The sequence below is a fragment of the Dongia mobilis genome, assembly GCF_004363235.1.
GTDB lineage: Bacteria > Pseudomonadota > Alphaproteobacteria > Dongiales > Dongiaceae > Dongia > Dongia mobilis.
The window spans coordinates 193,871-214,397 of record NZ_SNYW01000012.1; the positions used below are offsets into that span (position 1 = coordinate 193,871).

Sequence of the window (20,527 nt, forward strand, 5' to 3'; positions counted from 1 at the left end):
CAGAACCATGAGCAAGCGACCAACCATCCACCTCAAATCCGGCGAGGATCGCCGCATCCTCGGCGGGCATCCCTGGGTCTATTCCAACGAACTCCAGATGACGCCGGAGGCGAAGGCGATACCGGCCGGCAGCATCGTCACCCTGCGCCATGCCGACGGCAGGCCGCTGGCCCTCGCCTTATTTAATCCTCGATCGCTGATCGCCGGTCGCATCATCACCCGCGATTGCGGCGCCGTCATCGACAGCACCTTCTGGCAGGCACGGCTGGAGAGGGCGCTGGCCTTGCGCGAGCGGCTGATCGGGGTGCCGCACTACCGTCTGGTTCACGCCGAGGCCGATGGCTTCCCCGGCTGCGTCATCGACCGCTATGACGACGTCTTCGTGATCGAGGCGTCGAGCGCCGGCATGGACCGGGAGGCGAGCGAGATCGCCGCCGCCCTAGACGCCCTGTTCCAGCCGCGTGTCATCCTGCTGCGCGGCGATGGCCCGGCACGCGAGCTGGAGGGATTGCCGCCTCGCCAGGAATATCTGAAGGGGTCGCTTGCCGAGGCGGTCGCCGTAAGCGAGAACGATTGCCGCTTCGTGGCCGACCCGGCTGCCGGGCAGAAGACCGGCTGGTTCTTCGACCAGCGCGACAACCGGGCGCTGGTGGCGCGCCTCGCCCGTGGCCGCAGCCTGCTCGATGCGTATTGCTATATGGGCGGGTTCGCGGTCACCGCGCTCAAGGGTGGCGCTGCTTCCGCCCTCGCCCTCGATCGCAGCGCGCCGGCACTCGAACGAGCCGGCGAGGCGGCCCGCCTCAACGGCGTCGCCGCGGCTTTCACGGCACGCCAGGGCGAAGCCTTCGACGTGCTGGAGGAACTGGCACGGGCCGGCCGGCGGTTCGACGTCGTGGTCGCCGACCCGCCCGCCTTCGTCAAGTCGCGCAAGGATTTCCATCAGGGCGCGCGCGCCTATCGCAAGCTGGCGCGCCTCGCCGCCGCCTGCGTGGCGCCCGACGGCATCCTGATGCTGTGCTCCTGCTCGCACAACATGCCGGCGGACGAATTGCTGCGCCAGGCCCAGCGCGGCATCCATGAGACCGGCCGCCATGCGCGCCTGCTCTACCAGACCGGTGCGGCGCCGGATCATCCGGTCCATCCCGGCCTGCCGGAAAGCGCCTATCTGAAGGCACTCACCTTCGCCATCGAGTGACTGTCAGGCCGCTGGCAGGTCGAGGGCAAAGACCGCACCCTCGGCGTCGCTGCGCGAAAGGCGCAGCTCACCGCCCTGGCCGCGGACGAGTTCGCGCGCGATGGCCAGACCAAGCCCCGTCCCGCCGGCCCGCGCCGAGCCCCTGAAGGGTTCGAACAGGTTCTCGACCGCCTTGGGTGGCAGACCGGGCCCGTCATCGCCGACCTCGACGACCACCCGCCCCTCGTCATGCCGCGCCGTGACGGTCACCTTGCCGGCACCGGCCAGCAGGGCGTTGTCGCCGAGATTATGGAGCACGCGGAACAGCTGGCCGTGATCGGCCAGCAATCGGCAATCCGGCGCCACCTCGTTCCGCCAGACGCCCGCGCGACCGGCGCCGAGGCTTTCGCCGACCTCCTCCACCAGGGCATGCAGGTCGACCGCCTCCAGGTTGGGTTTCGGCGGGCCCTCGCGGGTGAAGTTGAGCGTATCGGAGCAGAGTTCGGCGGCTCGGTCGAGCGAGCGCAGCAGGGCCGGGGCGGCCTTCTTGATCTCCGGGTTGTCGCTTTCGGCGAGGCGATCGGTGACGAGCCGCGCCGTGGAAAGGATGCCGCGCAGATCATGGTTGATCTTGCTGACCGCGGTGCCGAGTGCCGCCAGCCGCGCCTTCTGCACCAGCGCCTGTCGCACCCTTTCCTGCATCTCGGCAAATTCGCGCTCGGCCAGGCCGATCTCGTCGCTTCGCTTCGTGCGGCCAAAGTTGAGGGATACCTGTTCCGGATCGCGGCGGAAGGCGACCATGCCGCCGGTCAGGCGACGCATCGGCCGGATGATCAGCCATTGCAGCGAGGCAAAGACCAGCCCCGCGGTGGTCAGCGAGATGACGACCGAAATGCCGAGGATGCGCCAGGAATAGGCGATCATCGCCTGCCGCAGCGGCCATTCGTCCAGCACCATGTCAACGACGATATCGGCAGCCCGCGGCGAGAATCCCTTGGCGCGCAGGACGCGGTTGCGCGGCTGGCGCAATGTGTCGAAGGCATCCTCGGCCAGTTGCAGGAAACTGCGCTCGCCGAGGTCGAAGCTGGCCTGCACCAGCAACGGTGGCGATGTGCCGCGCAGCAGGAGGTTCTTTCCGTCGGAGCTGCGCAGCGCGATCAGCCTGGCCCCGACATGGCTCAGCAGGCGCACCTCCAGTTCGGGGTCGATCATGTAGTCGGGCGTCGCCTCGAGGGCCAACACGGCCAGATGGGCCATGTTGAGCTTTTCCTCCAGCCATTCCACGCGGAACCGCACGATCGACGGGGCATAGATCAGGACGGCGCTCACCATCACGAACAGGATGGTGAGGGCAAGGACACGCGCCGACAGGCCGCGGCCGAATCCGGGCAGCTTGACGTCCTTATCTCTCATCGGCCTTCCGCGACACTGGCATATGCCACCACTATGGACAGCCTGCCCGGCAAGGCAAGCAGGTTTGCCCTAGGCGAGGTCGGCGATGCGGCTGGCCGACCAGAAGCCCAGCAACTGGTCGCGCCCGCGCACCCGCCGCGCCGGCTGGGCTGCAAGCCCGGCGAGGAGGTCATGCCGGCCGAGGGCCCGCAATGCGTTTGCCATGTCGTCGGACAGGGTAAGGATGGCACCTACTTCCTTGGCGATCGCCTCCAGCCGGCTGGCGACATTGACCGTATCGCCGGCAGCGGTCAGTTGCAGTTGGTTCTGCCCGCCCAGCTGCGCCATCGCGACCGGCCCGAAATGCACGCCGATTCGTGCCGTCATGTCCGGCTGCCAGTTGCCCAACCGGCACAGCATGTCGCGGGCGCAGGCAACCGCGCGGGCGGGGTCGTCCGGCGTGGGTTGCGGCAATCCCCACAGGATGAAGGCGCCGTCGCCCAGGAACTGGGCGATGACGCCGCCATGCCGCGACACCACCATCTCGAGCTGGGCGTGGAAGTCTTTCAGGAAATGCGCCGTTTCCGAAGGCGAGCGGATTTCGCTGGCGCTGGTGAAACCCTGCAGGTCGACGAACAGGATGGCTGCCATCTGCTCGCGGCCGTCAAATGCGTCCCCGGCCCGCTCGGCCAGTGCGTCCGCCAGGCTTGGCGGCACGTAGCGGGCAAGATTGCCGCGTTGCCGTTCCGCCTCGGCGCGGAGGCGCCGCTCGCGCACCATTCGGCTGGCTACACCCAGGGCTGCCCCCAAGATGATGGCAATGCCGGGCGCGCCCACAGCCAGCCAGCGCAGGGGCCAGATGAACAACGCCTGGGCGAGCAGAAACCACGCCAGCAGCAGGGCAAGGTTCAGCCAGAGGCCGAGGCGCGGGCCCGGCGCCTGGCCCAACAGCCAGGCCAGCAGGGCAAGGCCGACCACAACGGCCGTTTCGAGCAGGATCTGATCGGCCGATCGTCTGAGAAAACTGTCATCCATCAGGTTGGCGACCGCGGTCGCCAGGATCTCGACGCCCGGCAGGGCGGGGTCGAACGGCGTCACGAAATCGTCGCCGAGTGCCGTCGCCGTGCCGCCGATGAGGACGATGCGCCCGGCGAGTGCAGCCGGCGGAACCTTGCCGTCGATGAGATCCGTCATGGAATGACTGTCGATCGTGCCGCGCCCGCCGAAAAAATTGAGCGGAATGCCGAGACGGGGACCAAGCCCGATCCGCTGCATCGCCGCGGCGGCATCGCCCGGCAGGCGCAATTCACCCTTCAGCGACAAGGCCAGCGAATCGCGGCCGAACCCGCGCTGCGCCGCCGCCAGCAACAGCGGAAAGGAGGGCAGCATCTGCCCGCCGACTTCCACGGCCGGAAAGTGCTCCCGCGGGGTGCCGCCGGCGTCGCGCAGGAGATTGACGTGGCCGATGCGCGCCACGTCGACGAATTCCGGTATCGGCAGTAGCAGGGTCTGGAACTGCGGCGGTGTCAACGCCCCGGTCGCGGGTCTTGCGACGGCCGGCAGGGCAAGCTGCCCCATGACCGCTTCATCGGGCGTCGGCAGCGTATCATCCGGCAACGCCGCCATCGCCAGCACCGTGTTGTCCCGCTGCGCCAGCGCCCGGCGCAGCACAGCATCGCCATCGGGCGCCGCAGCGTTCTCCGGCTCCACCATCAGGATGTCGATGCCGATGGCGCCGGCTCCGGCAGCCTGGAGCCGGTCGATCGCGCCGGCGATGGTGGCGCGCGGCAGCGGCCAGCGGCCGCGCGCGGCGAGGGTCCGGTCGTCGATCCTGATGATGGCCAGATTGTCCGGGGCGGCCAGCGGCCCGCGCAGGCCGAAGCGCCAATCCAGGGTGATGCCTTCGATCCTTTCCAGCACGGGGTTGCCGGCAAGATGCAGCAACGCGACGAGCCCGCCCAGCAGGCCCGCCAGAACCGGACCGAGCCAGCCGCGCGGCGCCCGCCCCTTCCCCGCCATATCCGATGCCATGTCGTGATTACCGTGCGGGGTCGATTACGGGAACGTGACCCGCGCCAATGCGGCGTCACGCCGCTTGGCACCCCAGACCCTGACCGCCAGCGGCGTGTATTCGGCCGTGACGTCAACCCCCTGCCCTTCGCGGATGACGACCGTGCCGGCGCCGACCCGGCTGGACACCGCGACCCGACCTTCCGCCACGAAGACGGCACTGGCCGCACCCGTATTCTCCACCAGATAGTCCGTGCCGCGCACCGAGGCGACGGCGGTGGTGGTGCGGACCTCGAAGCGTTTCCACCCGGTAGCCGAATTCACCGTGGCTCGGACGATGCCGGATAGCAGTTCGAGGACCGCATTGGATTCCTCCGGATTGGGCGCAAAGGCGATGACGGCGATGTCGCTGTCCGGTCCCACCGTCAGGACCGAGCCGTCGCTGAAGGTCACCTCGACGCGGCTGTCCGCCCCGGTGCGGATGCGGTCCTCCGGCATGACCGGCAGTTCCGGCACGACCGCTATTGCGGCGCCGGCACGCAGGATCGTGGCCGTTCCGGCGAGACGGCTGATCTGGCCGGCGGCAGTCCCGGCCATGGCGCGGCCGGCGCCCCCGAGGCCGGCACCGATCGCGGCCAGCAGGGCCGCCCCTGAGTTGGTCAGGAAATCACGTCGGTAGATGCTGATCATGTCATTCTCCGTGTCAGATTGGACCCGGTCCAATCGACACCGCGCGGACCGGCCGTTTATTCCGAGGATGGAAGACATTTGGCCGCGCCCGGCTGCGCGCGTTGTGAACCGGTTCACGGAATTCGCGACTGCAATCTCAACCTGCTGATTTGCCTGCTTTCTTGTGCCAACCGCAGAGCCGCGGCCCACGGCCTGCGCCGCCCGGCGACCATGCTCGGCACGCCCCCGCCGGTCGATTGGGAAAATCTATCATGTTCGGATTGAATATTTGTCAATCTTTCGTAAACCGCTTTTGGATAGGTTGCACCCGAGAAGCCAGTGATGCGGATTCGGCACTGAAACCGCGTCAGCGACGTTAAATTACATCGGATTGCACATGAAACCGCAGAGTTCACTCACCGGCCACGAACGCAGTTTTCCGGCCGACGATGTGATCGTCACCAAGACGGACCTCAAGGGTCGCATCACCTACGCCAACCAGACCTTCCTCCGGATCTCCAGCCTGACGTCGGCGCAGGCCCTTGGCGCGTCGCACAGTATCATCCGGCATCCCGACATGCCGCGCTGCATCTTCAAGCTGCTGTGGGAATACATCGAGTCCGGCCGCGAGATATTCGCCTATGTGGTCAACCGGGCCACCAATGGCGACCACTACTGGGTACTGGCGCATGTGACGCCGTCCTTTGGCCCGGACGGCAAGATCGTCGGCTATCACTCGAGCCGTCGCGTGCCGAAAAAATCGACCGTCGATCAGGTGATCAAGCCGCTCTACGACCAGCTGCGGCAGATCGAATCGCTGGAGGCCGACCGCAAGGCCGGCATGAACCGCGCCTATGACGCCCTGCAGGAAAAACTCAAAAGCCAACGGATGACCTATGACCAGTTTGTTTTCTCGATTTAGCCTGGCCCTGCCGATCATCCTCGCGATCCTAGCCGGCGCTGTCGCGGGTGCCGCCAGCCTCGCCGGCCTGCCCGCCTGGGTCGGCCTGGCCGCGGCGGCTGTTGCGATCCTGGCAGGGCTCGGCGCGCTTGCCATGCATGCCCGCCAGAAGAGCGCGATTGAGGCCACCACCACCGTGCTCAAACGCCTGCAGGCAGGCGATTTCGAGGCGCGGCTGACCCGTATCGAGTTGGGCGGGGAGATCGGCGAGCTGATGTGGGCGGTCAACGATTTTGCCGACCGCGCCGATGCCTACGTACGCGAATCGCGCGCCTCGCTCGATGCCGTGACCCAGCGCATCTATTACCGGCATGTCATGGAGACCGGCATGCTGGGCGCCTTCCGCCAGGCGGCGCAGACCATCAACAACGCGACCGGCGCCATGGAAGCCAAGGTCAAGGATTTCGGCGCCGCAACCGATCGGTTCGAGGGCATGGCTGCGGCCGTGGTCGAGCGGGTGCGCGCGGCGGCGGAGCGCCTCAAGGCCACTGTCTCCCAGCTGACGAATGCGACCACCCAGACCAACCAGCGCGCGGCGGCGGTCGCCACGGCCTCGGCCCAGGCCTCGGCCAGCCTGCAATCGGTGGCGGCGGCGACCGAGGAACTCACAACCTCGATCGGCGAGATCAACCGCCAGGCGCGTCATTCGGTCGAGATCGTCAAGACTGCCACGACCAGCACGGATTCGGGCCACCGCCAGGTCGAGGGCCTTGTCACCAGCGCCGACAAGATCGGCGAGGTGGTGCGCCTCATCCGCGAGATCGCCGAGCAGACCAATCTGCTGGCCCTCAACGCCACCATCGAGGCGGCGCGGGCCGGCGAAGCCGGCAAGGGCTTCGCCGTCGTGGCCAACGAGGTGAAAAGCCTCGCCAACCAGACGGCGGGTGCCACCGACGACATCACCGGCCAGGTCGGTTCCATCCAGAGCGCGGTCGACCATGTCGCGACGGCGATCCGTACGGTGAAGGAGATCATGGGCAGCATCAACGACGCCTCGGCCGCGATCGCCTCGTCGCTGACCGAGCAATCCTCCGCCACGGGCGAGATCGCGCGCAATGTCGAGCAGGCCTCGGCCGGCGCCAGCGAGGTCGCCCACAACGTCGCCGACGTGCGCCAAGCCATGGGCGAGATCGACCTTTCCACCCAGGAGTTGCTGGCGGCGACGCGCGATCTGGAGGCGCAATCCGACCATCTCGGCGCCGAGCTTGGCAGTTTCCTGGTTGAACTGAAGAAGGTCGTTTGAACGCCACCCCGGCCAACTAGCGATTTTTCCACAGAAATTCGCCTGCCCGCCCGGACGAATCACGCGTTCGCCGCTTCTCATGGCCGGAATCGCTCGCTACACTGGCGCCCGGCCGGGCAAGTCAGGATGACCCTCGGCTCGTTTGACGGATTCCCGGGGGGTTTCAGATGATTCGACGCGGCCTGCTCATCCCGGTGCTGATGGGCGCCCTTCTGCTGTCCGGGTGCGCCTGGGAAGGCGGCGCCAGCCAGCCGGTGCAGCCGGGTGGGACACCGCAGAAACAAGGGGGTACGCCGCCCAAGCCGGCACCGGCCCATGGCACCATCCCGGCGCCCAAGGCGGCCACGCCGGCCGCCACCATGCCGGCCGCAACCACGCCGGCGGCACCGCCTGCGGCGCCAGGCGCGGCCCTGATGAACCCGGCCCAGCCCGGCGACGTGATCGGCTCCTGGCAGATGGTGCAACTGCCGCCCAATTTCATGCAGCCGACGCGACCCACCGCCCCCTTCAGCAACCCCTGGCAGTGGTTCATCTTCAGCCCGGTGGATGGAACCGGCACCGGACGCATCGGCATCGTCTCGCGCGCCGACCCGCCGCGCGGCGTCGTCACCGACGTCGCCCTGGCCGATGCCTGGGCGGAACATCCGTCCTTTGACACCTACAACATCGCGCCGGGAATCGTTTCGGTGACACCTGTCGCCATTACCGGCTGGTCGGCCCAGGGAACGCAGACCTGGCGGACCTATGTCGTGACCAGCGGCGGCACCATGCTGGGCATGCAGGCCATCCCCGGCGACATGCTGATGGTATTGACCGGCGAGCAGGGCCAGCCACTTTATTACCGCATGCTCCGTCGCGTGCCGCGCGCGCCGCAGTAGCAATCACCTTTTCTTCGGTGCGGCGCGCAGCAGGCGGTCGGTCAGCGCCGGCGAAAGCGCGCCGAGCGCCCAGGCGATGACCGCCATCGGCCACGGGAAGGCGATGCGCGCCCGGTTGGCGGCAAGGCCCTTCCGGATGATGGCGGCGGCACGATCGGCCTGCATCAGGAAGGGCATCGGAAACTCGTTGACCGCCGTCATGGGGGTTACGACGAAGCCCGGCATGATGACGCTGACACCGACATTGCTGGCCGCCATCTCGCCACGCAGCCCCTCGCCCCAGACCTTCACCGCCGCCTTCGACGCGCAATAGGCCGGGGCACCGGGAAAGCCGCGATGCCCGGCCAGCGAGGCCATGATGCCGACCTGGCCGCTCTTGCGTTCGGCAAAGCGCGGCAGCAAGGGAAGAACTGTGTTGAGGACGCCGTCGACATTGACGCGGAGGACGGCACGGGTTTGCGCCGCGCTCTCATGCCCGCCATGGGTACCGCCCGATATGCCGGCATTGGCGATAACCAGATCGAGCGGACGGCCCGAATCGGCCGCCAGCAGCCAGGCCTCCATCGCCGCCGCATCGGTGACGTCGATACTGGCGACGCCCACTTCCGCGCCTCTGGCACGGCATTCGGCGGCAAGCTCTTGCAGCAGATCGCCGCGCCGGGCGCCAAGATGCAGGAACACGCCGGGGGCGGCATAGGCCCGCGCCAGTGCCGCGCCAAGGCCCGAACTCGCCCCCGTGATGAGAATGGAACGGAACGAGCGCATCGCCACCTGCCCAGTTGAATCGCCATAGCCTGCCTTGCCAGCGCGGTGAGCATCCCCGATGATGGCGGCCGGATGCAACGGGGGTTTTCGAGGGGGATGGTTTGTCTATTGCCAGCATGACCGGCTTCGCTCGCGCCAATGGCGCCGTCGGCGAATTCCTGTGGACCTGGGAACTGAAGAGCGTCAACGGCCGCTCGCTCGACGTGCGCTGCCGCGTGCCGCAAGGTTTCGAGGCACTGGACGGCCTGGCGCGGCAGGTGGCGGCCGAATTCCTGAAGCGCGGCAATCTCGCCCTGACACTCGGTGTCGACGATGTCGCGAGCCGCGGCCGCCTCGCCGTCAACCGGCCGGCCCTCGACCAGATCCTGGCCCTGATGAAGGAGTTGGACGGCAACGTCGCGGCGGCCCAACCCAGCCTCGACGGCATTCTCGGCCTCAAAGGCGTGCTCGAGATCGAGGTGCCGCAGGTCGATGCCGAACTGATGGCGACCCGCCAGCGCGCGATCGAGGATGGCCTGCGCCAGGCGATGTGCGAACTGGATGCCATGCGCCGGCGCGAGGGCGGCCGGCTGCGCGAAGTGGTCTTCGCCCATCTCGACGAGATCGAGCGCCTGACCCGGGCGGCGGCGGCCTGTGCCGGCGCGCAACCCGGACAGATCCGGGCGCGCCTGGAATCGCAGGTCAAGGAGTTGATGCCCGATGGCATTGCCGTCGATCCCGATCGTCTGGCGCAGGAGATCGCGCTGCTGGCCGGCCGAGCCGATGTGCGCGAGGAGCTGGACCGCCTGCATGCCCATATCGGTGCCGCGCGCGAGCTCATCGCCGCCGGCGGCGCGGTCGGCCGCAAGCTCGACTTCCTCTGCCAGGAGTTCAACCGCGAGGCCAATACGCTGTGCTCCAAGGCATCCGATCTGGCCTTGACCAATATCGGCATCGAGCTTAAGGCAGCGATCGAGCAATTGCGCGAGCAGATCCAGAACATCGAGTGAGTATCGCCCTTGAACGCCCCTAGCAGCGAATCCTCCGGCTTCATCGAGATCCGCCGTCGCGGGCTGATGCTGGTGCTCTCCTCGCCTTCCGGTGCCGGCAAGACCACGATTTCGCGCCGCCTGCTTGAACTCGAGCCGCAGCTGGCCTTGTCTGTCTCGGCGACGACGCGGGCCAAGCGGCCGGGCGAGGTGGCCGGCAGCGACTATCATTTCGTCGATTTGACCGAATTCAACCTGATGATCAATCGCGGCGAATTCCTGGAATACGCCAAGGTGTTCGACAACTACTACGGCACGCCGAAGGCGCAGGTCGCCAGGGAGATCAATGCCGGGCGCGACATCCTGTTCGACATCGACTGGCAGGGAACCCAGCAGCTGGCCCACAACGCGCGCGAGGATCTGGTCAGCGTCTTCGTGCTGCCGCCCTCGACCCGCGAGCTGGAGCGGCGCCTGCATTCGCGCGCCCAGGACAGCGCAGACGTGGTGGCGCGGCGCATGGCCAAGGCCGCCGACGAGATGAGCCACTGGGCGGAATATGACTACATCATCGTCAACCACGACATCGACGCCAGCGTCGAAAGTGTGCGTGCCATCCTGCGCGCCGAGCGCCTGCGTCGCCAGCGCCAGATCGGCCTGACCGATTTCGTGAAGGGCCTGCGCGAGGGGCAATAGGCCCGTCAGCGATTCTTGAATGCGCGCGCCAGTGCGCAGAACTGTTCGATCGACAATTCCTCGCCCCGTGCGGTTGGGGCGATGCCGGCGGCAAGTAGCACCTCTTCCGCCAGCGGCGAGATCTGGCGCAAGGACTGCCGCAGCATCTTGCGGCGCTGGCCGAAGGCGGCGGTGGTGATGCGCTCCAGCATGGCCGGGTCGGCGGGATAGAGCGGCTGCGGACGCGGCACCAGCTGCACCACGGTCGAGGTCACCTTGGGCGGCGGCGTGAAGGCGCGCGGCGGTATGTCGAACAGCCGCCTGACCTCGGCCCGCCACTGCGCCGCGATGGCAAGGCGACCGTAATCCTTGCTGCGCGGCTGCGCGACCAGCCGATCCGCCACTTCCTTCTGGAACATCAATGTCAGGCCGGCAAAGGCGCTGCCCGCCTCCAGCCAGTCCATGAGGAGCGGCGTCGCCACGTTATAGGGCAGGTTGGCGACGATGCGGCGCGGGGCAGTGCCAAGCCTCGCGGCATCCACCTTGAGCGCATCGCCCTCGACGATTTGCAACCGGCCCGGATATGCGGCGGCGATCTCGGCAAGCACCGGCAGGAAGCGGCGATCGCGTTCGATCACGATCACCTCGCGCGCACCGTGGTCGAGCAGCGCCCGGGTCAGGCCGCCGGGGCCGGGGCCCACCTCGATGACGCTGCCCTGGTCGAGGGCCCCCGCCGCACGCGCGATCCGGCCGGTCAGGTTGAGGTCGAGCAGGAAATTCTGGCCCAGCGCCTTGTTGGCGGAAAGGCCGTGCCGGGCGATCACCTCGCGCAATGGCGGCAGGACAATTGCCGCGGCGCCCGTCTCGCTCACAGGCGGATGTCGATGACCGCTGCGCGCCGCAGGTCGGAGAGATAGCCGCGCGCCAGTGTCTCCAGCCGCTCGCGCCCCAGCCGGTCGGCGACGCCGACGCGCGACAGCGCCGCCTCGTCACCACCGCCACGATCACAGACCACGTAGATGCCGACGCCGCGGTTGGTGCGGATCGGCGGTGTCGGCACGCCGATCGGCTGGTTGAGCGCATAGGGCTGGAGGTTCTCGGGCAGATCGCTGACCGGCACGTTGCCCAGATTGCGATAGACGCCGGGACTGGCTTCCGGCGCCAGGCGAGACATGTCGGCACAGGACTGGATCCGCGGCGACAGCGTGCTGGCCTGGGAAACGGCCTTGTTGACCTCGGATTCGGCTGCGTTCTCCGGCATCGACCACAGGATCTGCTCGAGCGACACCGTACCCGCCGCAACCGCACGCACGTCGATCACCCGCGTCGCGCGCACCAGCGCGATGTAATAGCCGCCGGTACCGCGAACCGGACCGCCGACCTGGCCGGGCGGCAACGACGCCACCAGTTCGGCAACCTTGGGATCCAGCATATCGAGGCGCACCCAGCCCCAGTCGCCGCCGCGGATGGCTCCCTGGTCCTGCGAAAACTCGGCGGCAATGGCAGCAAAATTGGCCCCCTGCTCGATCTGCTCCTTGAGCCGCCGCGCCGCCTGCGAAAGGGTTGCCTCGTCCTCCATGCTGCCCGAGGCCAGGAAGATCTGCGACAGGCGGTATTCCGTCTGGCCCTGCGCGGCCTGGATCTGCGCCAAGGCCGCATCTATTTCCTCGTCGGTGATGTTGACCTGCGGCCGCAGGCGGCGCTGGACCAGACGCGCCCAGGCAAGTTCGGTCTGGATCTGGTCGCGCAATATGTCGATCGAGATGCCGTTGCCGGCCAGCGCCTGAGCCAGTTGGTCCGGCGTCAGGTCGCTGCGACGGGCCATCTGCCCGATGCGCATATTCACTTCGTCGTCGGCGACCTGGATATTCTGCCGCGCCGCCTCCTGTCCGCGCAGGCGCTCGTCGATCATGGTCCGGAGCAATGTCGGCAGCAGGCGCTGGCGCGTCTCTGGCGTGTCGTTGAGCCGTGCCGTTACCATGGCGAGGCGCAGGCGCATGTAGAGATCAAGCTCGGTGATCACCTCTTCGTTGACCACGGCGACGATCTTCAGCGCATCCTGCGCAAGCGCGGGACGACCCGGGGCGAAGGCCAGCAGGGCAAACAGAAACAAGGCAAGGCAGGTGGCAAGACGCCGAAGGTCGACCCGCGGAGAAATCACTCGATAGCTCATCGTCACATCAAAAACCCCAAGCACCTGGACCAGCGACGGCAGCGCGCCGGCCGCGACGGGCGGTTTGTGTTTCCGTTGCCGGCGGCAATGCCAGCCGGCCTGCCCACTGGCAAACCTCCAGTGGAAAGCCTCTCGTGGCAAGCCTCCCGCCCCTTCTCTTGCGCGAGCCGAGCACGGCTCCCGACAGGGGGCTAAACTATCACGCTGCGCCCATTCGTCTACATTTTTCAGTGGGTTGGCTCCATGTCGATGCACTTTGGCGTGAATGGCGGAAGGAATTTCTTTGTGCTAAGCCTTGGCCAGTCCGGCAGGCGCCGATTCCAGGACCGGCCGGCCGGATCCTCCGCGCGGCCCAACCCCGCCTCGCGCAAAATATTCGGGAGAAATCAAGATGAAGGTTACCTTTGCCAAGAGTGACGTGCCGAGCCAGGGCGCCTATGCCGTCGCCGTGCTCGAAGGTCGCAAGCTCTCGGCGGCCGCCACCCAGGCGGAAAAGGCCAGCCGGGGCGCCGTCGCCCGCGCCCTCAATGCCAGCCGGTTCAAGGGCAACAAGGACGAACAACTGGTGATCCTGGCCCCGCAGGGGCTCGAAGTCTCACGCCTGGTCCTGGTCGGCTTCGGCAACCCGGCCAAACTGACGGCCCTTGATTGCGAGGCGATCGGCGGCCGTCTGGTCGCCGCCCTCAATCAGGCCGGCGACCGCGAAGGCACCATCGCCGTCGAGGCTCCTGCCGGCGCAGCGCTGGGCGAGGCCGAAATCGCCGCCAGGATTGCCGCTGGCGCCCGCCTGCGCTCCTATCGCTTCGACAAGTACCGCACCAAGGAAAAGCCCGAGCAGAAGCCCAGCCTGAAGAAGCTCACCATCACCCTTGCCGACCCCAATGCGGCGAAGAAGCTGTTCGACCCGCTCGACAAGGTGGTGGATTCGGTCGTCGTAACGCGCGACCTCGTCTCGGAACCGGCCAATGTGATCTACCCCGAGACGCTGGCGCGGGAAGCCGGCGAGTTGGCCGGCCTCGGCGTCAAGGTCGAGGTACTGGGCGAAAAGGAAATGAAGCGTCTCGGCATGGGGGCGCTCCTCGGCGTCGGCCAGGGTTCCGAGCGGGAAAGCCAGCTCGTCACCATGCAGTGGAACGGCGCCGGGAGCGCGAAGTCGAAGCCGATCTGCTTTGTCGGCAAGGGCGTCACCTTCGATACCGGCGGCATCTCGATCAAGCCGGCCGCCGGCATGGAGGACATGAAGTGGGACATGGGCGGCTCGGCCGTCGTCATCGGCGTCATGCGGGCCCTCGCCGCGCGCAAGGCCAAGGTGAATGCCGTCGGCGTCATCGGCCTGGTCGAGAACATGCCCTCCGGCACGGCGCAGCGCCCCGGCGACATCGTTACCTCGATGTCGGGACAGACCATCGAGGTGCTCAACACCGATGCCGAAGGCCGTCTGGTGCTGGCCGATGCGCTCTGGTACGCGCAGGAGAAATTCGGCCCCGGCGCCATTGTAGACCTTGCCACACTGACCGGTGCCATCATGGTGGCGCTGGGCACCGAACACGCTGGCCTCTTCGCCAATGACGATACGCTTGCCGACCAGCTGGCTGCATCCGGCAAGGCGGTGGGCGAGTTGGTCTGGCGCATGCCGCTGGCCCCGGCCTATGACCGGCTGATCGATTCACCCGCGGCGGACATGAAGAATATCGGCGGTCGCTATGGCGGCTCGATCACCGCCGCGCAGTTCCTGCAGCGCTTCATCCAGAAGGGCATCCCCTGGGCGCATCTGGATATCGCCGGCGTCACCTGGAGCGACAAGGACCGCCCGACCATCCCGAAAGGCGCCACTGCCTTCGGCGTGCGGCTGCTGGAGAACCTGGTCGCGCAGCATTACGAGGACAAGTAGGGAACCGCCTGCAAAAGGGTCCCCCGCGATGGCGGAGATCCGCTTCTACCATCTCACCCGTTCCCGGCTGGAGGAGGCACTCGTGCGCCTGCTTCAGCGGGTGCTGGAGCGTGGCGATCGGGCTGTCGTCCTTGCGGGTAGTGGCGAGCGGGTGGAGGCGCTGAACGCGCATCTCTGGACCTTTGACGCGGCCAGCTTCCTGCCGCACGGCACCGCCCGGGACGGCAACAGCGCCGAGCAGCCAGTCTTTCTTACCAGCAGCCTCGAAAACCCCAACGGCGCCCGCCTGCTGATGCTGTGCGACGGGGCCGACGCCCCCAATGCCGAGACGCTGGCAGCCCAGGGTTTCGACCTCGTCTGCGAACTCTTCAACGGTCAGGACGAAGCGGCGCTTGCCGCGGCCCGGGAGCATTGGCGGCGCTATCGTGATTCCGGGCAAAATATCGCGTATTTTCAACAAAATGAAACAGGCGGCTGGGTAGAGAAGGCGCGGCAATAAACCTCGTCGCACCCCCATTTTTCGACATATAATAGTGTGATTAGATGCGATCTGTGATGGCGCGCATCTGGACTTGCGCGCTGGTTGTCTTAAGCTTTTATCGATGTATCCGGCGCAGAATGCGCAGCCCGGGAACCGTGCTGGAAATGCAGCCGGCGATCCGCCGCGGAAGACCATGCGGCCCACCCGGCAGGACAGAAAGTTGCCGACCAGGACCATGCGACACTTTTTGGATATTCGCTCGAGACTTTCCGGCGCCCGGCGGCGCCGGCTCGCCGCCCTGCCGCGCGACGAACGCGGTGCGGCCGCGGTCGAGTTCGCCATGGTGCTGCCGATGCTCTGCCTGCTCACCTTCGGTGTCATCGAGATGGGCATGATCATGGCGACGCTGACCAGCCTCGAGGGCGGCCTCAAGGAGGCTTCGCGCTACGGCATCACCGGTCAGTCTCCGGACGATCAGACCCGCATCGATAAGATCCGAGCCATTCTCGACCACCACACCTTCCATCTGGTCGATTTCGACGAGGCCGAGTTCTCGGTCAAGACCTATCCCAGTTTCTCGGGTGTCGGCCAGCCGGAACCCTTTACCGACCTCAACTCCAACGACAGCTATGACGAGGGCGAGCCCTATAGCGACATCAACCAGGACGGCTCGTGGAGCGCCGACCAGGGCGCCAACGGCGCCGGCATGGGCGGCGAGGTCGTCTCCTATACGGTGATCATACCCTGGCACATCCTGACCCCCTTCGCCGGTACGCTGATTGCCGGTGATGACGGCGTATTGCCGCTGAAGGCAACCATCGTCGTGCGCAACGAACCCAATCTCTACAAGGAATAGCGCGAATGAAACGGCTCGCTGTCCTTGTCGCCGGGACGTCGCTGAGAGGGATGCGGGACGACCGTGGCGTCACCGCCATCGAGATGGCCTGCGTCCTGTTCTTCCTTACCGTCCTCATCCTCGGCACCTTCGAACTGCCGCGCATGCTGCTGCTGGCGCAGAAGCTGGAACGCGCCTCGGCCTCGATGGCCGATCTGGTGGCCCAGATCGATCCGGCCGACGGCAACGTCCAGAACAAGATCGATGACCTGATGCTGGCCGCCTCGGGATTGCTCTCGCCCTATGACCTCGGCACCAATGGTCGCGTCATCATCTCCTCGGTCGGCAATCCCAGCGGCAGCCAGGAGACAATCCTGTGGCAGCAGACCACCGGCACCATCGCCGCGGTCAGCAAGGTCGGCGTGGCCGGCAGTGCGCCCACCATGCCCGGCGGCCTCATTGTGCGCGAAGGCGAGAACATCATCGTTGCCGAGGTCGCCTACCATTACGAGCCCCTGTTCGGGTCGCTGATCTATGACGAGAAGACGCTCTACAGCAGCGCCTTCACCCGCCCCCGCTTCAGCAATCTGACGGCGGCCCCGAACTGATCGCCAGGCCGCTCCGGACCTGGTCCGCATTCAAGGAAGGCGCGGCCGCGCCGGCTGGCGCCAAGGAATAGCCGGGCCGCCCAGCACCCGTCGCTGCAGTTATGTCTCGCTGCCTGGGGGTCGCCGGAACCGGCGCGGCAGGGTCGAGCCTGGCCGGACTGAATAGGGCCGACAGCGGCAATCACGGCAGGTCATATCCCAAAGGCCCGGGCCACGCCGATGCCTGCTGGCAGGCGCCGGCGGACGCAGGATGCGGGGTGGCGTCGGGCGCAGACGCTTGCCTGCAAAGGCTCCCCGGAACCGCCAACGCCCTAATTGGCGAGGCGCAGGACCGAGAGGCTGGCTGCGATCTGCTTGAAGGCGTCTTCCAGTTCGGCGTCGCCCGGGGCGTAGAAGTAATAGGGCGCGTTGGGCTCGGTCGCCACCTGCTTCAGCAGGGTGGCGAGCGAGTTGTCGTTGATGTTGTACTGCACGACGAAGATCTTGACGCCCTGAGCCGGGTTCGAGCCCTTGATGTTCTTGGCGAGCTGCAGCAGGCGGTTGTCGAGGTTGTTGTTCTGGCCGTTGGGCAGCGTGCCGTTCTGCGAGTTGGTGCGCGCCGCCGTATCCCAGCCAAAGACGCCCTTATAGGCGTCGCCATTGCTGCCGAAATTGGCGCCGTCGGTCAGCAGCACGATCGCCTGGGTGCGCTTGAACGGCACCGACACCTTGGCCTGGTTGAAGGGTTCCCCCGGCATCAGCACTTCCCAGGCCCAATAGAGGCCCTGCGGCACATTGGTGCCACCGACCGGGAAGTTGGACCCGGCATAGAGGTCGTCGATGGAATCGGTGACGACGGATTTGCTGGCGGCGTCCTTCACGCCGGTCAGCGGCACGATGCCCACCGACAGGGTATCGACGCATTCCGAATGCAGGCTCTGCGTCGGGGTCGAGCGCTTCCAATAGCTCGGCGCCAGCGGCACGATCGGCTGGCCGGCTAGGGCATGGCCCACCGGATAGACGCCGTCGGGCCGGTAGGGGTCGTTACGGCTGTCGTTCCAATAAGCCTCGTGGCAGGCGCGGCTCTGGTTCTGCCAGTTGTAGGGCGAGGTAGTCGGCGCCTCGCCGGACGTCCAGCGGCCGCTGTTGTTGGAAAAGGGCGGGTTGTTGGTGCGCGATTCGCCCTGCAGGGTCGGAATCGCCTCGAAGGCCTGCCATTGCTTGTTGCCGACCGAGGCATAGCCCAGCGTCATGTCGGCGTCGTTGGTCTGGTCGTTGTCGCCGATATAGCGGGCATAGACGCCGCCCCTCCAATCGGAATCCGGCGGATCCATGAAGCGGACATGCGAGACATTGGTCTTGTAGACGACGCTGCGCGCCTCGCCGGTCAGCGGGTGGGTGAAGGCGACCGGTTCGGTCGTGGTCAGGGCCGGATTGTAGGTCGTGGAATCGACGATCTTGTTGGTGGTCACGTTGACCTTGCTGTTCCACGGCACCATGCCGATGTTCAGGAGGTCATAGGTGATGTTGTTGATCTCGACCGTCTTCGGGTTGGGATCGTTGTAGAGCGTGTCGACCATGGTATTGGCCGCGTTGATCGCCGCCTGGATCTTGGTGCAGGGGTTGCACATCGAACCCGACATGTCGATCGAGATGACCACGTCGAGGCCGTTGATGGCCCTGATCGCGGTCGCCTGGGCCGCCACCTTCATGTCCTTGAAGCCCAGCACGCTCATCAGCGTGGTATCCAGCGTCGCCACGGCCGAAACCTTGACCGTGTTCTTCTCGGTATCGGCCTCGATCACCGGGCCGGCCACCGTGGCGCCGAATGAACTGGCGTCGAAATTGGCCGCGAAGAACATGTTGATGTCGGCATCGCGGCTGTCCGACAGCAGCGACTTGGCGCCGGCCAGCGCCGCGGCATCGAGCGCCTGGGACATGCGCGCCTTCACCATGTAGCCGCGGGCGGTGTCGATCGCCATGCCGGCGCAGCCGACGAACATGATCAGCGACAGGCCGACCCAGATTGCGACCGAGCCGCGCTCGTCACTGACAAGGCGGGCAAGCGGGCCGGCCGCGGCCACTGGGCCGGCCGGGAAACGCGATGTGGCATGACGCCAAAATGACTTGCGCATGATCCGGATCCTTCGCAGGAAATCCATCCGCCGTCGCGGCTGTGGCCGGGCCGGAAGGTGCCCGGCGCCGCTCGGGCAAAAAACGTCCCGGGCGGAACCTGTCCCGGGCCAACCCCCAATAGGGCAGACCCCCGTCAGGGCAGCCCCCCCGTCAGGGTAGACCCAGGGCACCCGATGCGCCGACGGCACTGGCCCCCTTGGCTGCATCCTGGTTCATCGTCTGCACGCCGCCGGCGGTCTGTGCCGCCCCTGCGGCAGCTGCCGCATTGGCGCCGCCGGGTGTGGCACCGGCGCTGGCGGGCGCTGCCTTCGGCGCCTTGTAGTCGATGGTGCCGGGGCCAACCACCTGGACGCAGCGGCCGGAACAATTCCAGGTGCGCTCGGTATAGGCCGTGGCCGAAGGCGAGATGACCGAGACATGGCGCTCGTCCTGCGGCGTCACCACCACGGCCGTGTCGAGCAGGACCTCGCCATTGGCCGCGAGCACGGTCAGGCTGGTTTCACCCGGTACCTTGCCGAAGATGATGATCTTGCCGTCGCCCTCGATCGAGACGTCGGTGACGCCCGGATCGCCGATGATGATGCTGGCCGGTTCACCCGGCACCGGCAGGAACTGCGCCTTGCGCCAGATGACCTTGATGAAATCCTCGGCACTGGCCGGACCTGCCAGCACGCCCAGGGCGAGCGCCGACAGCAGGAACGACCGGGCAATCACAGAAATCGCGCGCATGGCGCACCTCGCGATCATGAAATGGCGGCAAATCCGAGGAAGCATGGTATCGTTTGTCCGTCAGGCCGACAATCAATTTTTCCAAGTACTATTTGGATTTAGCTAATTTTTATGCGAAACTGGTTTAGATTGATTCGGGCTGTGTCGATGAAGGGAGCTACCAGATGTTGACGGGCCGAAAGTGGGTATATGCGATTGCTGCGATTGCCCTGGTGTCGGGGCTTGGCGCCTGCGGGTCCTCGGGTCCCGGCGACCACGCGGTACCGGCGGAAGCGGCCTCGAAGCAGTTCGATCCGCAGCTCTATGAAGCGGCAAGGCGCGCCGAATCGCAGCACAATTACCTCGAGGCGGCGCAGCATTATCAAAGCCTGCTGGCGCGGGACGGCGAGAACACCGAACTGGCCCTCGCCTTGGTCCGCAACCTGCGCTACGGCGGCAGCGGCCAGCAGGCGGCCGAGATCGTCAATTCGCTGATCGCGCGTGAGGGCCGGACGGCCCCGCTCCTGGTCGAACTGGCCAAGGCCTATGTCGCCGGCGACCAGATGAATCTCGCCGTCCCCGTGCTCGAGGAGGCGGCCGGCCTTGCCCCGGACCAGTGGGACATACCGGCGACGCTGGGGGTCGCCCTCGACTACCAGGACCGCTATCCCGAGGCACAGCAGGCTTATGCCAGGGCGCTGCAATTGTCGCCGCAGAATCCGGACGTGCTCAACAACATGGCCTTGTCCCAGGCGCAAGCGGGCGACCTTGACGGCGCCATTGCGACGCTGAAACAGGCCGTCGACCAGCCCAGCGCCACGCCGCAGGTGCGCCAGAACATGGCCCTGCTGCTGGCCTTCCAGGGCGACGTCGAGGGCGCCGAGCGCTGGGCCAGGAAGGATTTGCCGCGCGAGGTCGCCGACGAGAACGGCAAGTTCTATCGCTACGTCGCCGGCGCCTATTGAGCCCTGCGACCGGGCACCC

At 66.7% G+C, this 20,527-nt stretch carries 19 protein-coding genes; 11 read left to right on the forward strand and 8 right to left on the reverse strand.

From position 1 onward, the window contains the following. Positions 1 to 7: 7 nt before the first annotated feature. Entirely contained in the window at positions 8 to 1,195 is a 1,188-nt protein-coding gene (locus A8950_RS16760) for a class I SAM-dependent rRNA methyltransferase (RefSeq protein ID WP_133614827.1), read from the forward strand. 3 nt (positions 1,196 to 1,198) lie between these two features. On the opposite strand, the gene A8950_RS16765 is transcribed toward A8950_RS16760, so the two are convergent. The 3 genes from A8950_RS16765 to A8950_RS16775 form a co-directional block, all read right to left on the reverse strand. Continuing rightward, positions 1,199 to 2,587, reverse strand: a complete 1,389-nt coding sequence (locus tag A8950_RS16765; RefSeq protein ID WP_133614828.1) for a sensor histidine kinase — start codon at positions 2,585 to 2,587, stop codon at positions 1,199 to 1,201. Between the two features lie 69 nt (positions 2,588 to 2,656). Beyond that, positions 2,657 to 4,597: a CHASE2 domain-containing protein gene (locus tag A8950_RS16770; RefSeq protein WP_133614829.1), complete on the reverse strand. Its 1,941-nt coding sequence runs from the start codon at positions 4,595 to 4,597 to the stop codon at positions 2,657 to 2,659. Positions 4,598 to 4,621: 24 nt separating this feature from the next. Then, positions 4,622 to 5,266 (reverse strand): FecR family protein, encoded by a 645-nt coding sequence (locus tag A8950_RS16775; protein WP_166645241.1) that lies wholly within the window; start codon positions 5,264 to 5,266, stop codon positions 4,622 to 4,624. A gap of 376 nt (positions 5,267 to 5,642) precedes the next feature. Between A8950_RS16775 and A8950_RS16780 the strand changes: the two genes are divergently transcribed. The 3 genes from A8950_RS16780 to A8950_RS16790 all read left to right on the forward strand — a co-directional run bounded on the left by A8950_RS16780 (position 5,643) and on the right by A8950_RS16790 (position 8,327). After that, positions 5,643 to 6,167: a PAS domain-containing protein gene (locus tag A8950_RS16780; RefSeq protein ID WP_133614831.1), complete on the forward strand. Its 525-nt coding sequence runs from the start codon at positions 5,643 to 5,645 to the stop codon at positions 6,165 to 6,167. Further along, positions 6,142 to 7,449, forward strand: coding sequence for a methyl-accepting chemotaxis protein (locus tag A8950_RS16785; protein WP_133614832.1), 1,308 nt, complete (start codon positions 6,142 to 6,144; stop codon positions 7,447 to 7,449). Before A8950_RS16780 ends, A8950_RS16785 begins: the two co-directional genes overlap by 26 nt. Positions 7,450 to 7,616: 167 nt before the next feature. Further along, positions 7,617 to 8,327 (forward strand): hypothetical protein, encoded by a 711-nt coding sequence (locus A8950_RS16790; protein ID WP_133614833.1) that lies wholly within the window; start codon positions 7,617 to 7,619, stop codon positions 8,325 to 8,327. Between the two features lie 3 nt (positions 8,328 to 8,330). Here the strand turns inward: A8950_RS16790 and A8950_RS16795 are convergent, their stop codons facing one another. Further along, positions 8,331 to 9,092: an SDR family NAD(P)-dependent oxidoreductase gene (locus A8950_RS16795; RefSeq protein ID WP_133614834.1), complete on the reverse strand. Its 762-nt coding sequence runs from the start codon at positions 9,090 to 9,092 to the stop codon at positions 8,331 to 8,333. Between the two features lie 116 nt (positions 9,093 to 9,208). Between A8950_RS16795 and A8950_RS16800 the strand changes: the two genes are divergently transcribed. Together A8950_RS16800 and gmk are read left to right on the forward strand one after the other, a co-directional pair. Continuing rightward, positions 9,209 to 10,081 carry a YicC/YloC family endoribonuclease gene (locus A8950_RS16800; protein ID WP_208109906.1) on the forward strand — a complete coding sequence of 291 codons (873 nt, stop codon included), beginning with the start codon at positions 9,209 to 9,211 and terminating at the stop codon, positions 10,079 to 10,081. Positions 10,082 to 10,147: 66 nt separating this feature from the next. Next, entirely contained in the window at positions 10,148 to 10,753 is a 606-nt protein-coding gene (gene gmk / locus A8950_RS16805) for a guanylate kinase (protein ID WP_133614898.1), read from the forward strand. Positions 10,754 to 10,758: 5 nt separating this feature from the next. On the opposite strand, the gene rsmA is transcribed toward gmk, so the two are convergent. Then, positions 10,759 to 11,604, reverse strand: coding sequence for a 16S rRNA (adenine(1518)-N(6)/adenine(1519)-N(6))-dimethyltransferase RsmA (gene rsmA, locus A8950_RS16810; RefSeq protein WP_133614836.1), 846 nt, complete (start codon positions 11,602 to 11,604; stop codon positions 10,759 to 10,761). After that, entirely contained in the window at positions 11,601 to 12,905 is a 1,305-nt protein-coding gene (locus A8950_RS16815; protein ID WP_133614837.1) for a peptidylprolyl isomerase, read from the reverse strand. The genes rsmA and A8950_RS16815 overlap by 4 nt, the downstream gene beginning before the upstream one ends. A gap of 391 nt (positions 12,906 to 13,296) precedes the next feature. On the opposite strand from A8950_RS16815, the gene A8950_RS16820 reads away from it, so the two are divergent. From A8950_RS16820 to A8950_RS16835, 4 genes are all read left to right on the forward strand, one after another. Beyond that, positions 13,297 to 14,796, forward strand: coding sequence for a leucyl aminopeptidase (locus A8950_RS16820; protein ID WP_133614838.1), 1,500 nt, complete (start codon positions 13,297 to 13,299; stop codon positions 14,794 to 14,796). Between the two features lie 28 nt (positions 14,797 to 14,824). After that, positions 14,825 to 15,295: a DNA polymerase III subunit chi gene (locus A8950_RS16825; RefSeq protein ID WP_133614839.1), complete on the forward strand. Its 471-nt coding sequence runs from the start codon at positions 14,825 to 14,827 to the stop codon at positions 15,293 to 15,295. Positions 15,296 to 15,512: 217 nt separating this feature from the next. Next, positions 15,513 to 16,133 (forward strand): TadE/TadG family type IV pilus assembly protein, encoded by a 621-nt coding sequence (locus A8950_RS16830; protein ID WP_166645242.1) that lies wholly within the window; start codon positions 15,513 to 15,515, stop codon positions 16,131 to 16,133. A 5-nt stretch (positions 16,134 to 16,138) separates the two neighbouring features. Continuing rightward, a complete protein-coding gene (locus A8950_RS16835; RefSeq protein ID WP_133614841.1) occupies positions 16,139 to 16,720 on the forward strand; it encodes a TadE/TadG family type IV pilus assembly protein in 582 nt (193 codons plus the stop codon). A gap of 311 nt (positions 16,721 to 17,031) precedes the next feature. On the opposite strand, the gene A8950_RS16840 is transcribed toward A8950_RS16835, so the two are convergent. After that, on the reverse strand, positions 17,032 to 18,834 hold the full coding sequence (locus A8950_RS16840) for a TadE/TadG family type IV pilus assembly protein (RefSeq protein WP_166645243.1): 1,803 nt from the start codon (positions 18,832 to 18,834) through the stop codon (positions 17,032 to 17,034). Between the two features lie 151 nt (positions 18,835 to 18,985). Next, complete coding sequence (locus A8950_RS16845; RefSeq protein ID WP_166645244.1) at positions 18,986 to 19,564, reverse strand: pilus assembly protein N-terminal domain-containing protein; 579 nt, start codon at positions 19,562 to 19,564, stop codon at positions 18,986 to 18,988. Positions 19,565 to 19,728: 164 nt separating this feature from the next. Between A8950_RS16845 and A8950_RS16850 the strand changes: the two genes are divergently transcribed. After that, on the forward strand, positions 19,729 to 20,508 hold the full coding sequence (locus A8950_RS16850; RefSeq protein WP_133614844.1) for a tetratricopeptide repeat protein: 780 nt from the start codon (positions 19,729 to 19,731) through the stop codon (positions 20,506 to 20,508). Positions 20,509 to 20,527: the final 19 nt, after the last annotated feature.

Excerpts from the sequence above, each read along its gene's own strand:
- gmk (WP_133614898.1), top strand. The coding sequence starts at position 10,148 with ATGCTGGTGCTCTCCTCGCCTTCCGGTGCCGGCAAGACCACGATTTCG.
- A8950_RS16815 (WP_133614837.1), bottom strand. The coding sequence starts at position 12,905 with ATGAGCTATCGAGTGATTTCTCCGCGGGTCGACCTTCGGCGTCTTGCC.
- A8950_RS16795 (WP_133614834.1), bottom strand. The coding sequence starts at position 9,092 with ATGCGCTCGTTCCGTTCCATTCTCATCACGGGGGCGAGTTCGGGCCTT.
- A8950_RS16785 (WP_133614832.1), top strand. The coding sequence starts at position 6,142 with ATGACCAGTTTGTTTTCTCGATTTAGCCTGGCCCTGCCGATCATCCTC.
- A8950_RS16835 (WP_133614841.1), top strand. The coding sequence starts at position 16,139 with ATGAAACGGCTCGCTGTCCTTGTCGCCGGGACGTCGCTGAGAGGGATG.
- A8950_RS16840 (WP_166645243.1), bottom strand. The coding sequence starts at position 18,834 with ATGCGCAAGTCATTTTGGCGTCATGCCACATCGCGTTTCCCGGCCGGC.
- A8950_RS16820 (WP_133614838.1), top strand. The coding sequence starts at position 13,297 with ATGAAGGTTACCTTTGCCAAGAGTGACGTGCCGAGCCAGGGCGCCTAT.
- A8950_RS16765 (WP_133614828.1), bottom strand. The coding sequence starts at position 2,587 with ATGAGAGATAAGGACGTCAAGCTGCCCGGATTCGGCCGCGGCCTGTCG.
- A8950_RS16800 (WP_208109906.1), top strand. The coding sequence starts at position 9,209 with ATGACCGGCTTCGCTCGCGCCAATGGCGCCGTCGGCGAATTCCTGTGG.
- A8950_RS16850 (WP_133614844.1), top strand. The coding sequence starts at position 19,729 with ATGTTGACGGGCCGAAAGTGGGTATATGCGATTGCTGCGATTGCCCTG.
- A8950_RS16845 (WP_166645244.1), bottom strand. The coding sequence starts at position 19,564 with ATGCGCGCGATTTCTGTGATTGCCCGGTCGTTCCTGCTGTCGGCGCTC.
- A8950_RS16790 (WP_133614833.1), top strand. The coding sequence starts at position 7,617 with ATGATTCGACGCGGCCTGCTCATCCCGGTGCTGATGGGCGCCCTTCTG.
- A8950_RS16825 (WP_133614839.1), top strand. The coding sequence starts at position 14,825 with ATGGCGGAGATCCGCTTCTACCATCTCACCCGTTCCCGGCTGGAGGAG.
- A8950_RS16760 (WP_133614827.1), top strand. The coding sequence starts at position 8 with ATGAGCAAGCGACCAACCATCCACCTCAAATCCGGCGAGGATCGCCGC.
- A8950_RS16775 (WP_166645241.1), bottom strand. The coding sequence starts at position 5,266 with ATGATCAGCATCTACCGACGTGATTTCCTGACCAACTCAGGGGCGGCC.
- A8950_RS16780 (WP_133614831.1), top strand. The coding sequence starts at position 5,643 with ATGAAACCGCAGAGTTCACTCACCGGCCACGAACGCAGTTTTCCGGCC.
- A8950_RS16830 (WP_166645242.1), top strand. The coding sequence starts at position 15,513 with ATGCGACACTTTTTGGATATTCGCTCGAGACTTTCCGGCGCCCGGCGG.
- A8950_RS16770 (WP_133614829.1), bottom strand. The coding sequence starts at position 4,597 with ATGGCATCGGATATGGCGGGGAAGGGGCGGGCGCCGCGCGGCTGGCTC.